Below are 12756 nucleotides of genomic sequence, written 5' to 3'. Positions count from 1 at the left end.
GAGGGTACCGATCAGCCCCGGGCCAGGGCCGCTGCGCCGATCAGGCCCGCGTCCGTGCCGAGTTCGGCGGGGAGGAGGACGGTGCGGGCGGCGAAGGGGAGGGCGGCGTAGGTGGCGAAGTGGCGGCGGAGGGGGGTGAAGAGGAGGTCGCCGGCCTGGGCGACGCCGCCGCCGATGACGGCGGCGTCGAGGTCGAGGAGGGTGGCGGTGGCGGCGATGCCGGCGGCGAGGGCGCGGGCGGCGGTGTCGAAGGCGGCCAGGGCGAGCGGGTCGCCGGCCCGGGCGGCGGTGGCGACGGCGGAGGCGGAGGTGTCGCCGTCGGGGGAGTGCCAGCCGGATTCGGCGGCGGTGCGGGCGATGGCGGTGCCGCTGGCCAGGCCCTCCAGGCAGCCGCGGGAGCCGCAGGGGCAGGGGCGTCCGTCGAAGTCGACGGTGATGTGGCCGAGGTGGCCCGCGTTGCCGGTGCGCCCGGTGTGCAGCCGACCCCCGATCACCAACCCGGCGCCGACCCCGGTGGAGACCACCAGGCAGAGCACGTCCCGGTAGGGGCGGGCGGCGCCGCGCCAGTGTTCGGCGGCGGTCATCGCCACCGCGTCCCCGCCGAGGACGACGGGACGTCCGGCCACCGCCGGGTGGGCGGCGACCTCGGCGCGGAGCGGGAAGGCGCGCCAGGAGGGGATGTTGACGGGGCTGACGGTGCCCGCCTCGATGTCGACCGGGCCCGCGCTGCCGATCCCGACGGCCCGGACCTCGGTCCACCGGGGGTCCGCGGCCAGCAGGTCCAGGACGGCGGAGACGGCGGCCGCCATCTCGGCGGCGGTGCCGGTGGCCGGGGTGGGCAGCTGGACCTGGTGCAGCAGCTTGCCGCCGGAGTCCACCAGGCCACCGGCGATCTTGGTGCCGCCGAGGTCGATGGCGCCGAGCAGGGAGCCGGAGGGACGGGTGTTCATGGCGGGGTGCTCCACGTGCGGGTCAGCGGGCGGGTCGGCGGGCGGGTCGGCGGGTAGGTCGACGTGCGGTCCCGGTGATTCTCGCCCTCGTTGACAACGTTGTCCAGGAGCCTGCCGCACCGGCCCCGGCCGGTCTAGGCTGACCCCGTCCGACCGACCGTCAGGAAGGCCCGCCCGCATGCCGATCGACCTGCCACCGCACCCGACCGTGCTCTTCCAGGGCGACAGCATCACCAGAGCCGGACGCCACCCCGCCTCCCCCTCCGACCTCGGCCACGGCTACGCCGCCTTCGCCGCCCCCGCCCTACGCGCGGCCCACCCCGACGCCACCCTGCTCAACCGCGGCGTCTCCGGCGACGGCGTCACCGACCTCCGCGAGCGCTGGGCGGACGACACCCTCGCCCACCGCCCCGACCTGCTCTCCCTCCTGATCGGCGTGAACGACACCTGGCGGTGGCAGGAGGGCGGCATCGAGTCCCCGCTCGATCCCTGGGAGGGCCACTACCGCGCCCTGCTGGACGACCTGCTGGACCGTCACCCCACCGCCCGCCTGGTGCTGGTCGAACCGTTCCTGCTCCCCGTCGCCCCCACCCAGTGGGGGTGGCGCCCGGACCTCGACGCCCGCATCCAGGTGGTCCGCCGCCTCGCCGAGGAGTACGGCGCCCTGCTGCTCGCCGCCGACGGACTGCTCAACCAGGCGGCCCGCACCCTCGGCGGCCCCGCCACCATCGCGGCCGACGGCGTCCACCCCACCCCCGCCGGGCACCGCCTGCTGGCCGAGGCCTGGACCGCCCTGGTGCTCGACTGAGCCGGGCAGCACGGGTCGTATGCTCCCGGGTATGACCAGCCGACCCGTCGCCGCCAGGCCCACCATGAAGGACGTGGCGGCGGCGGCCGGTGTCGGACTGAAGACCGTCTCACGGGTCGTCAACGGCGAGAGCGGGGTCACCGAGGAGACGGCCGCCCGGGTGCGGGCGGCCATCGCCGCGCTCGGCTTCCGTCGCAACGACAGCGCCCGCCTGCTGCGCACCGGCCGCACCGCCTCCGTCGCCCTGCTGCTGGAGGACATCGGCGACCCGTTCTCCTCCGCCCTGACCCGGGCCGTGGAGGAGGTGGTGTGGGCCGAGGGGTGCCTGCTCCTCACCGGCTCCAGCGGTGAGGACCCGGACCGGGAGCGGGAGTTGGCCCTCGCCTTCTGCGCCCGCCGGGTGGACGGGCTGATCGTCGTCCCGGCCGGGGACGACCACCGGTACCTGCTGCCCGAGACCGAGTCCGGCACCCCGGTGGTCTTCCTGGACCGCCCCGCCGCCGGCATCGAGGCGGACGCGGTGCTCAGCGACAACGCGGGCGGCGCCCGGGCGGGCGTGGCTCACCTGATCGGGCACGGGCACCGCCGGATCGGCTTCGTCGGTGACCAGCCGCACCTGCACACCGCCGCCGAACGGCTGCGCGGCTACCGGGAGGCGATGGCCGCCGCCGGGCTGACGGTCGATCAGCGCTGGATCGAGAGCGGCCCGAGCGACCCGGCCCGGGTGGCGGCCGCCGTGGCCCGCCTCACCACCGGCCCCGAGCCCGTCACCGCCCTCTTCACCGCCAACAACCGGATCACCCTGGCCGCCCTGCACCACCTGCCGCCGCACCCGCCCGCCCTGCTCGGCTTCGACGACCTGGAGCTGGCCGACCTGCTCACCCCGGGCCTCTCCGTGGTCGCCCAGGACCCGCCGGCCCTCGGCACCACCGCCGCCCGCGTCCTGTTCGGGCGCCTGGCCGGGGACGGCTCCCCGCCCCGCCGCACCGAGCTCCCGACCCGCCTGGTCCCGCGCGGCTCGGCCGAACGGCCGCCGCACTGAGGTCACCGGTGCGGCGGCGCGTCGGTTGAGCGGTGGTCCGGCTACGGGATCAGCAGGCCTCGGCCGGGCGGTTGCGGGCGGTGAGTTCGGTGGTCCCCCGGGTGGAGTCGAGCCAGACCACCCTGGTGCCCTGGTCCGCCGCAGCGTTGGTCTGGCTGCCCCGGTTGCAGGAGACGCGTTGCGGCGTGCCGCCGGTGATCGGGATCTGCCAGAGCTTGGAGAGGCCCGCATTGGTGCTGTTGGCCGGCGGGAGCAGGTCGCGGACCCTGAAGGTGACGGCCCGGTCCGATGCGGTGATCTCGGTGTACTCGGGCGCCTGCGGTGAGGTGGCGGGCAGGATGTCGGTCACCCCGGAGCCGTCGGCGGCGCCCGAGCGGATCGCGCTGCGCTTGGTCCGGTCGGTGGGCGTCTCGACCCACAGCAGCCGGCCGCCCGCCAGGACCGTGGAGGAGGCGAAGGCGCCACTGCCCGGGGCGACCGGGTACTGGGCGGTGCGCCGGCCGTCCGCGACGGAGTAGACGGTGGGCGCGGACACCTCGTCCGTGGCGGTGCTCCAGGACTCGGTGCCGCCGAGGAGTCCGTCCCTGAGGGTGATGCCGCTCAGGCGGTGGCCGTCGGGCAGCGGGAACTCGGCGGCCGGTGCGCCGTCGTGGGACAGCAGGACCTTGCTCCGGCCGGTGGCGAAGTCGCTCACGAGGACGGCCACGTAGGAACCGGAGACCTTGATCTCGGTGGGCCACTGCGCCGAGGACCGGTGCAGGCTGCGGACGGTGCCGCCCGTCAGCGAGCGGGACAGCACCTCGAACTCCGGCGGCCCGTCAGTGTTCCCGCCGGAGGCGATCCACGCGGCGGAGACGCCGTCGGTGGCCACCAGCCGGTTGTGCGCCCGCCCGTCCTCCGGGCTGAGCTCGACGGGCGTACCGGTGCCGGTGGTGGAGCCGGTGTACAGGCGGCTGCCCTTGCTGCCCGCCGTCGTGATGCCCATCACCCAGTGCCCGTCGGCGGCTGCCACGGCGGAGCCGGGGGTCACGTCGGGCAGCAGCCGGCGGCTGTCCTGGCCGATCTTCTGCTCCCAGCCGGTCTTGATCCCGTGGGTGTCGAATGCCCTTGCGACGTCCCGGAGTTGTGTGCGAGTCAGCTTCATCGCGTGCCCGGCGGCGAGGACGGCGTTGCGGCCGTCGACGAAGTCGTCCAGCGGAGTGAGGTACTCGGTGAGCGCGCGGTAGACCAGGCGGTCGGCGGTGAGCGGGTCCAGGGTGCGGCGGATGTCCCAGAGCGCGCCGCCGAAGATGGTCGCGTTGAGGTGGACGCCGCCGCCGTCGACCTCGTTCCCGTCCCCGACGAAGTCCGCCACGGTGGTGCGGCGGTCGCCCAGGTCGCGCCGCGCGCAGGCCTGCGGGGTACCGGTCCGGCACAGGGTCTCCGAGTACAGGCCGGCCCGGGGGTCGTCCATGGCGATGCCGCGGACGGTCACCTCGACGGCGTTGCCGAAGTAGTCGGCCACCGCCTCGTTCATCGCCCCGGGCTGACCGGTGCCCACCAGCTTCGCGGTGCTGTTGACGACGCCGTGGGTCATCTCGTGGCCGACGACGTCCAGGGCGGCCGAGTAGGGCAGGTAGGTGGAGTCACCGTTTCCGTAGATCATCTTCTGGCCGTCCCACGCGGCGTTGGCCAGGGGCTCGCCGTACTGCGTGGTGTTGACGACCGAGACGATCGGCGAGTTCTTCCCGTCGAGGCCTTGGCGGCCCAGGCGGTCGCGGTAGAAGTCGTACACGGCACCGGCGTTGAGGTGGGCGTCGGTGGCACCGCTGGTGCCGGTCGCCGCCGGGAAGGCGGGCCCCGGCGAGCCGGCCGGGAGGCTGTCGGTGGGGATTCCGCTCTGGTAGTCGGTGTAGTCCCGCCCGCCCGCGTCGTAGGTGGTGATGGTGGCGGGCCGGGTGAGGTCGACGAGTTGGTGACTGCCGTCCGGCAGGCGGCCGGTGTTCACCGTCCGGGTGCGGCCGGAGAGGTCCGTGGCGGTCCCGGTGTCGGGCACGGTGGCAGGTACGGCGCCCGGCGTCGGGGCGGTGGCCGCCGAGACGACTGCGGTGCTCGCCGGGTACGAGAGGTCGATCGTGCCGGTGGTGGCACCGACGTAGACCTCACGGGCCGGTGCACCGCCGGTCCTCGGGCCGGTCGCGTGGACGGTGAAGTGGCGGGCGAGGCGGCCGCTGCCGCCGGGCAGGACGACCAGGCCGTGGTCCTCGGCGGTGGCGCCCGGGTTTGCCGCCGGTGTGCTGACCGACTCGACGGCGAGTCGGCGCAGTACCTCGTCCGGGACGGTCTGGGTGGTGGGGGCGGTGAGGCCGGTGAAGTACTTTCCGCCGACGGACTCGACCTGCTGTCCGGCGCCGTCGCCGGTCAGGTGGACGAGGTAGCGGGCGCCGAGGACGGGTACGCCGCCGTGGCGCTGCTCGAACCTGACGGTGCGTCGGCCGTCGGCGGCGCGTTCGGTGCCGGCGTCGGTGAGCTGCCCGGGGTCGACCTGGTAGCGGTCCTGGTGGGCCGTCAGGTGGGCGCGGGCCGCGGCGGCGGGGTCGGTGCCGGGGGCCGGGTCGGTGAGGCCGGTGACCAGCTGGGGGGCGGCGGTGTCGGTACCGGCGACCAGCGCGGGCAGCGGGTCGGTCTCGGCGGTGGCTCCGGCGAGTGCCGGTGGGGCGCTCAGGCCGAGGGCGAGTGCGGTGGCGACGGCCACGCCGAGCAGGCTGGGGCCGGGCGTACGGAAACGGTGATGCACTGCGGTCCTCCCACGGGTGCCGGGCCGGTCCGGCGGTACGCCGGACCGTGCGTGAGCGGCGGGCGCCCACCCCACGGCTCGTCCGTCCTCCGGAGCCGGCCGCCCGCCGTGCGGATCACCATAGATCATCACACGACATATGTCGATGGACTGCATATGTAGATGAATGGTCGCCCCGCGCTGAGAGTCCGTCAGGAAGCCGCGTGCAGCGCCCGGTACGCGCCGTCGCCGGCCGCGATCAGCTCGGCGTGGCTGCCCAGCTCGACCAGCCGCCCGTGCTCCAGCACCGCGATCCGGTCCGCCGCCCGGATGGTGGAGAGCCGGTGCGCGACCACGAAGACCGTACGGCCCTTCACCAGCTCGGCCATCGCCCGCTGCACCAGCGCCTCCGACCGCGGGTCCAGCGCCGAGGTCGCCTCGTCCAGGACCAGCACCCGGGGGTCGCGCACCAGCGCGCGGGCGATGGCCAGCCGCTGCTTCTGCCCACCGGAGAGCCGTACGCCCCGCTCGCCGAGCAGGGTGTCCTTGCCCTGCGGCAGCCGGTCGATGAACTCCGACGCGTTGGCGTCCCGCAGCGCCGTGTCGAGCACCTCCTCCGGGACGTCCCGCAGGCCGTAGGCGACGTTCTCCCGGACGGTGCCGTCGAAGAGCACCGGCTCCTGCGGGACCACCGACAGGAAGCGGCGGTAGCTGCGCAGGTCGAGGGTCTCCATGTCGGTGCCGTCCAGCAGGATCCGGCCCTCGGTGGGCCGCAGGAAGCCGATCACCAGGTTGAGCACGGTGGACTTGCCGGCGCCGGAGCCGCCGACCAGGGCGATGGTCTCCCCGGCGCGCACGCTCAGGTCCAGCCCCTCCACGGCCGGCCGGTCCGCGCCCGGGTGACGCAGCGTCACCCCGCGGAAGTCGACCCGGCCGCGGACGGCGGTGACCTCCGCCTTGCCGGCGTTCTCCTCCAGGTCGGGCGCCTGGAGGAGCTCCCCGGCCGAGCGGATCGAGGCGAAGCCCTTGCCCAACTGCGGGGCGAGCGCCAGCAGGCCGGTGACGGAGCCGGTCAGGGAGGAGAAGTAGGCGCTGAGCATCACCACGGCGCCGGGGGTGACGCCCCACCAGCCCTGGTACGCGGCCACCGCCGCCCCGGCCAGGCAGCCGACGCCGATCGCGTTCAGCAGGATCCAGGAGAGCGCGCCGAAGCGGCCGTTCAGCAGGTCCAGCCGCAGGCCCGCGTGGAGCACCCGGTCCAGCGTGCGGTCCATCCGGCGCAGCGCGGTGCGCTCCAGACCGTGCGCCCGGGTGACCGGGATCAGGGTGGTCATCTCGCCCACCCGGCCCGCGAGTTGCTCGACCTCGCGGCGGAAGGACTCGTTCTGGTCGTTCAGCCGGGTGCGCAGCCTGGTCACCAGGTAGGCGGCGGCCGGCACCAGCACCAGGAAGACGGGGAGGAAGGCGGGCGCCTTCCAGCCGATCACGGCCAGCGCGCCGAGCAGGGTGGCGAAGGCGGCCAGCCCGTTGTCGGCGGTCTGCTGGGCGGCGTTCTCGATGTTCTCCACGTCCCGGATCACCTTGGACTGGAGCGCCCCGGCGGTGACCCGGGCGTGGAAGCCGATCGACAGCTGCTGCATCCGGTGGCAGAGCCCGCTGCGCAACCGGGTGCCCATCCGGCGGATGGTGCCGTGCATCCAGTGCACGTAGAGCAGGTGGAGCGGGAGGTTGAGCGCCAGGATCACCAGCAACAGGCCGGTGTTCCACCAGAGTTCGGCCAGCGGACGGTGGTCGACCACCACGTCCAGGACGTTGGCGGTGACCAGCGGCAGCAGCCAGATCGGCGAGTGCTTGGCGAGGAAGACCAGCACGGCCAGGGCCGCGCGGGCGCGGTCGGGACGGATCAGGAAGAGCAGGGTCCGGAGCGGGTGCTCGCCCTGGTAGCGGTGGCCGAGTGCGCCCTGGGGCAGTGCCATGGAGGCTCCAGCGGAGGGGGTGGTGTGGGGGTTGGTGAGCAGTGTGCCAAGCCGCACCCGATCGGTCAGCCCCGTCCCACTCCGTGGTCAGGCCCCGGGCCACCCCTGGAGGCCTCGCTGAACTTCCTGAACTCGTCCGCTCCGCATCGCCGTTCGGAACGGCGGACAGTTCCGTGCCGCCGGACCTGCCCACGGCACCCCGGCGGCCCTACCGTGGAAGGCGGGGCCCGAACCGGTCGGGCCCCGCCAACACAGGAACGCACGGGGGCCAGCAGTGAACCGCATCCTCAGCACCACCAGATCCGCCGTCCGACGGCTCGTCATGGGCCGTCCGCGGGACCGGCAGTTCGACTACCCCGAGGCGCACCGGCAGGAGCCGGACCGGTTCGGACAGGCGGTCGCGATCTACCAGCAGCCGCCCACCCCGGTCGGCGGCAGCATCGGCATGCTGAGCGGCATCTCCGGCGTCTGACGCCCCGACCAGCCGTCAGCTGGACAGGCGCGGCACCTGCGGGAAGCGGGCCTGGGCGGCGTCCCGGGCCGCCGGGGTGATCAGGTTCCGGATGCCCGGGTCACCGGCCAGCCGGACCGCCTCCTCCTCGGTCAGCGGCAGGACGCCCGGCTTGTTGGCGGTGCCGTCCCAGGCCAGGCAGCTGGCCAGGTTCAGCTGAACGGCGGTGCCGTTGGTGTGCACCATCCAGATCACGGTGTCCTGGACGCAGTTGCCGGCCATGTGACTGACCGTGTACTTGTTGCCCCGCCCGTCCACCCGGCAGGCGCTCTGCGCGTCGCAGACCTTGTCCGGGCTGGCGGAGCTGACGAAGGCCCGGAGCATGCCGGTGCCCTTCGGGGTGGTCAGGTAGACCTGGGCGACGGTCTCGTTCGCCCCCTCGTCGACGTAGGCCGTCTGGGCCGCGTAGCCGCTGGTCGGGACGGACGGCGGAAGCGCGTCCAGGATCCGGCCGAGCAGCGCGCGGCCGGTCAGCGGCACCAGGCCGGCGTCCGCCGAGGGGGTGGCGCTGGGGCTCGCGGTGGGCTTGGCGGCCGGGGCCAGCTGTGCCGGGCCGGCCCCCGCGCCGGTGGTGGCGCCGGCCGGCTGGAGGTTCCCGCCGAGCAGCGCCGCCAGGCCGGCGACGGCGAGCGTGGTGGCCGCCACGCCACCGGCGAGGCGGCCGCGGCGGGACCGCCGTGCCCGCCGCCCCCAGTGGGTGTCGGTGCCGGACGGGGTGAGGTCGATCGTCGCCAGTTCGTCGCGAGGCGTGTCGGACGGGAGCGCGTTCATCTTCGTTGGACCTTCCGTTGTCGTCGTCGCATGCCGGCCATGCAGACCGCCCGGTGGCGGTGTTGCCCATCAGGACGTGGCGCGGGACGGCTCAGGTAACGGGGCGAGGCGGAGGGATCCGGGCTGCCGGACAGGACTGCCCGATCGGGCAGGTCCGGGTGTCCGAACGGTCAGAGGGCGGGGGCCGGGCCGCCGACCAGGTCGGCCAGTTCGGTGAGGGCCGGGCCGAGCGGGAGTCCGAGCCGGGCGGTGGCCAACTCGTCGCCGCGGGTGGGACCCTGGTTGACGATCACGACCGGGGTGCCGTCCTTGGCGGCCCGCCGGACGAACCGCAGGCCGGACATGACGGTCAGGGAGGAGCCGAGCACCAGCAGCACCTGCCCGGCCGCCACCAGGTCGAAGGAGCGCTCCACCCGGGGCTTGGGCACGCTCTCGCCGAAGAACACCACGTCCGGCTTGAGCACTCCGCCGCACCGCGTGCACGGCGCCACCCGGAAGCCCGCCACCACCGCGTCCGGCAGGACGGCGTCGCCGTCGGCCTGGGTGTCCGCGCCCGGGTCCGCGAACGCCCCGTTCAGCTCGGTCAGCCGCCGGTCCAGCTCGGCCCGCGGGCTGAGGTGACGGCAGGTCAGGCAGACCACCCTGTCCAGCCCGCCGTGCAGCTCCACCGCGCCCCGGGTGCCGGCCGCCCGGTGCAGGCCGTCCACGTTCTGGGTGATCACGGCGGAGACGTGGCCCGAGCGGCGCAGTCGCTCCACCGCGCGGTGCCCGGCGTTCGGCTCGGCCCGGGCGATGGTCCGCCAACCGGCGTGGCTGCGGGCCCAGTAGCGACGGCGGGCCGCCTCGCTCCCGGTGAACTCCTGATACGTCATCGGCGAGCCGCGCCGACGGCTGCCGGTCTCGCCCCGGTAGTCCGGGATCCCCGACTCGGTCGACAGCCCCGCGCCGCTCAGCACCACCACGCCCCGCCCGGCGACCAATCGGGCCAGGGCCTCCACACCGACGGACGGTTCCGCCGCGATCACCGGCTCAGCCATGCCGCCCAGGGTAGACCGGCCTGTTCGGACGGGGCCGGGTTGTAGTACGTTTCTGCCGGGCACGCAGTGAGTATCGAAAAGGAACTGACCATGCAGCAGACCTGGACCGCCGTCGACGACTACTTCAACACCCTCCTGGTCGAGGAGGACGAGGCCCTGCTCGAAGCCGTCGCCGACAGCGAGGACGCCGGACTGCCCGCCCACCAGGTCGCCCCCAACCAGGGCAAGCTGCTCCACCTGCTGGCCCGGATCAGCGGCGCCCGCACCGTCCTGGAGATCGGCACCCTCGGCGGCTACAGCACCATCTGGCTCGCCCGCGCCCTCCCCGCCGACGGCCGCCTCGTCACCCTGGAGGCCGACCCCCGCTGCGCCGAGGTGGCCACCGCCAACCTCACCCGGGCCGGCCTCACCGACCGCGTCGAACTCCGCCAGGGCCCCGCCCTCGACACCCTCCCGCAGCTCGCCGCCGAGGGCCACGGCCCCTTCGACCTGGTCTTCATCGACGCCGACAAGCCCTCCAACCCCGCCTACCTGGACTGGGCCCTGCGCCTCACCCGCCCCGGCAGCCTGATCATCGGCGACAACGTCGTCCGCGACGGCGCCGTCACCGACCCGGCCTCCGACGACCCCCGGGTCCAGGGCGTCCGCACCTTCACCGAGCAGATCGCCGCCCACCCCCGCCTCACCGCCACCGCCCTCCAGACCGTCGGCTCCAAGGGCTACGACGGCTTCGTCCTGGCCGTGGTCACCGCCTGACCGCCGGGCGTCCTGTCGAACTCGCGATCGACAGGACGCCCCCGTCCTCACTACGCTCCCGCCCGACAACCACGGGGGACGGGGAACGGACCATGACCGATTCTGACCTGCTCGACGTACTCATCGTCGGGACCGCCATCGGAGCACCGATCGGCATCGTGCTCGGTCTCTACCTGAGACGTCGGCTCTACGGTGACAAGCGCACGCAGCGGACCCGCTACCACGCCGGGATGCTGCGCGAGGAGCTGTTCCGCCGCAGCGACTCGGTCGGCGAGGCGGTGGACGTCGGCGCCTACGTGCGGGCCCAGCCTTACGGCGACACGCAGTTGGGGCGGATGGGCGTGTTCGGCATGCTCAAGGCCGACGGCGCCATCGACGCCCTGCCGGTGCCCGACCCGGCCGTCCCCGGCAGCCTGGTCGTCCGCCTCACGCCGGAGGCCTGGCACGAGGACCTCGCCTACCTGGCCGTCCGGGCCCCGGACGCGGCCGCCGAGAAGGCCCGGGTCGCGGTACAGGGGCCGTCGGCGGACGAGGACGACGACGACGAATCCGCGGCCGGCACCCCGGCCTGCGGAAGCTGCGGCGACCCGCTCGGGACGGCGGCGCCCGCCTTCGACCACACCCTCCCCGACCCGGTCGCGGCCCTCCCGGAGGAGGAGCAGGAACGGGTCGTCACCTTCCGCTCCGAGCAGACCGTGCTCACCCGCACCCTCGGCGGCTTCGTCCGCGCCCTGCTCCGAGTCCGGCTCACCGACGGACGGACCGTCAGCTTCGGCGTCTGGATCTCGGTCGACGCGGACACCTACACCCGCTTCGCCGACGCCGTCCACGGCACCTCCGCCACGGACGCGACCTTCGAGGGACGGCTCGCCACCGCCCTCGCCCCATGGGGCGCCACCGTCCTCGCCGCCCCGGTCACCATCTCCTCCCCGCGCCACGGCGAGGAGCTCCGGACCCCGAAGGTCCTCAACAGCTCCGCCCCCGCGGTCACCACCGTCCTCCGGAGCACCTGGCCGCCGTCCGAGATCCTCACCGGCGAACGCGCCTGGGCCCTCCCGTACGACCCCTCCCAACCCGCGGCGGAGCACGCCCACTCCTGACCAGGCGTCGGCTGACCCGCCGTCACGCCCCGAGGTGCGCCAGCAGCTCCGGTCCGGCCGGGTACGGCCGCTCCTGCGGAAGCAACGCCGCCGCCGCGTCCAGGTCGCCGCTCCGCACCAGTGCGTGGACCTGGTGCGCGAGCGGGGTCACGTCCGTGATCGACACCGTCCACTCGTCCGCGTAGCGCTCCGTCGCCTCCCCGGCGAGGCCGAGCTGGAGCGAGCGGTACGGCAGGGGCTTGAGGTGCAGGTCCCGTTCCGGATCCCACTGGACCCGGGCGGGCGCCCGCTTGAGCTCTCGCTTCCAGGACGCCTGGTCGGAGTGGAGCCCGTGCTCGTAGTGGGACAGGCACGCGTGCCGCAGCGCCCACTCGAAGCCGGCCCGGGAGACCTCGACCGCGAGCACGGTCTCCTGTCCTTCCTTCTCTCCCCAACCGCAGCGGTACATCATCCAGAGGAACGACGGCTTGATCCACGTCATCCGACTCCGGCTCCAAGCGGAGGGGAAGCGCCCGTCGCGTGCCGCCGCCAACCCGATCTCCGGGCGGTACGCCTGGTAGACGGTGACGGTCTCAGCGGTGTGCAGGGCACGGATGCGGTGCTTCGGTTCGTCCATGGTGAGGAGGATGCGACCCGTGGGGCCGAACGGGCGAACCATTTTCGGGGAGCAGGCCTGGGCGTTTGCCTTCGGGAAGAGACGGGCGTAGTGTTCTCTAGTCGCTCGGCAGGGAGCACCGGACACGCGTTCTGTGTGGACGGTCCCGGGGCGGCCAATCCTTGGAACACCTCTTCTGATCTGAGCTGGTTCGTGCTTTTTTGCGGGCTGGGTCTATTTGTCGTGTGCGTTTATATGGATTGCGGCTGGATTCGCTTTTCGGGGCGGGGATCGGCTAAGGTTTGAAACGTCGGAGAGGCCGTGAGGTCGCGAAAGACGAGAGCGGGTCGGACGAAAGCGTCTGATAAGCTTGAAACACGAAAGAACGAAGCGCCCGGAGGGCCCGCTGGAAGGCGGCCTGAAGGAAGTGACCGTTCCTTGAGAACTCAACAGCG

Annotated in this window: 11 protein-coding genes; 5 read left to right on the top strand and 6 right to left on the bottom strand. The window is 73.8% G+C overall.

The window, feature by feature from the left end; genetic code table 11:
* Positions 1-11: 11 nt before the first annotated feature.
* Positions 12-950: an ROK family protein gene (locus ACZ6ZR_RS35790; protein ID WP_465649732.1), complete on the bottom strand. Its 939-nt coding sequence runs from the start codon at positions 948-950 to the stop codon at positions 12-14.
* A 178-nt stretch (positions 951-1128) separates the two neighbouring features.
* Between ACZ6ZR_RS35790 and ACZ6ZR_RS35785 the strand changes: the two genes are divergently transcribed.
* Complete coding sequence (locus ACZ6ZR_RS35785) at positions 1129-1758, top strand: GDSL-type esterase/lipase family protein (RefSeq protein WP_465649730.1); 630 nt, start codon at positions 1129-1131, stop codon at positions 1756-1758.
* 31 nt (positions 1759-1789) lie between these two features.
* The gene (locus ACZ6ZR_RS35780; RefSeq protein ID WP_465649728.1) at positions 1790-2800 is read left to right on the top strand and encodes a LacI family DNA-binding transcriptional regulator; all 1011 of its coding nucleotides are present in this window, start codon (positions 1790-1792) and stop codon (positions 2798-2800) included.
* A 49-nt stretch (positions 2801-2849) separates the two neighbouring features.
* Here ACZ6ZR_RS35780 and ACZ6ZR_RS35775 read toward each other — a convergent pair whose 3' ends face one another.
* Together ACZ6ZR_RS35775 and ACZ6ZR_RS35770 are read right to left on the bottom strand one after the other, a co-directional pair.
* Positions 2850-5576, bottom strand: coding sequence for a M4 family metallopeptidase (locus tag ACZ6ZR_RS35775; RefSeq protein ID WP_465649726.1), 2727 nt, complete (start codon positions 5574-5576; stop codon positions 2850-2852).
* A gap of 191 nt (positions 5577-5767) precedes the next feature.
* A complete protein-coding gene (locus ACZ6ZR_RS35770; RefSeq protein WP_465649724.1) occupies positions 5768-7531 on the bottom strand; it encodes an ABC transporter ATP-binding protein in 1764 nt (587 codons plus the stop codon).
* Between the two features lie 274 nt (positions 7532-7805).
* Between ACZ6ZR_RS35770 and ACZ6ZR_RS35765 the strand changes: the two genes are divergently transcribed.
* A complete protein-coding gene (locus tag ACZ6ZR_RS35765; protein ID WP_465649722.1) occupies positions 7806-8003 on the top strand; it encodes a hypothetical protein in 198 nt (65 codons plus the stop codon).
* 15 nt (positions 8004-8018) lie between these two features.
* On the opposite strand, the gene ACZ6ZR_RS35760 is transcribed toward ACZ6ZR_RS35765, so the two are convergent.
* Positions 8019-8813: a hypothetical protein gene (locus tag ACZ6ZR_RS35760; RefSeq protein WP_465649721.1), complete on the bottom strand. Its 795-nt coding sequence runs from the start codon at positions 8811-8813 to the stop codon at positions 8019-8021.
* Between the two features lie 170 nt (positions 8814-8983).
* Positions 8984-9850 (bottom strand): NAD-dependent protein deacetylase, encoded by an 867-nt coding sequence (locus ACZ6ZR_RS35755; protein ID WP_465649719.1) that lies wholly within the window; start codon positions 9848-9850, stop codon positions 8984-8986.
* Positions 9851-9940: 90 nt separating this feature from the next.
* On the opposite strand from ACZ6ZR_RS35755, the gene ACZ6ZR_RS35750 reads away from it, so the two are divergent.
* Positions 9941-10606, top strand: coding sequence for an O-methyltransferase (locus ACZ6ZR_RS35750; RefSeq protein WP_465649717.1), 666 nt, complete (start codon positions 9941-9943; stop codon positions 10604-10606).
* 92 nt (positions 10607-10698) lie between these two features.
* Positions 10699-11706, top strand: a complete 1008-nt coding sequence (locus tag ACZ6ZR_RS35745) for a DUF2199 domain-containing protein (RefSeq protein ID WP_465649715.1) — start codon at positions 10699-10701, stop codon at positions 11704-11706.
* A gap of 22 nt (positions 11707-11728) precedes the next feature.
* Here the strand turns inward: ACZ6ZR_RS35745 and ACZ6ZR_RS35740 are convergent, their stop codons facing one another.
* Positions 11729-12322 (bottom strand): DUF4291 domain-containing protein, encoded by a 594-nt coding sequence (locus ACZ6ZR_RS35740; RefSeq protein ID WP_465649713.1) that lies wholly within the window; start codon positions 12320-12322, stop codon positions 11729-11731.
* Positions 12323-12756 lie beyond the last annotated feature (434 nt).

It is taken from the genome of Kitasatospora sp. NPDC088742, assembly GCF_055584905.1.
The sequence above is the reverse complement of the archived record's forward strand: the minus strand, read 5'-3'. Positions and strand labels throughout refer to the sequence as shown.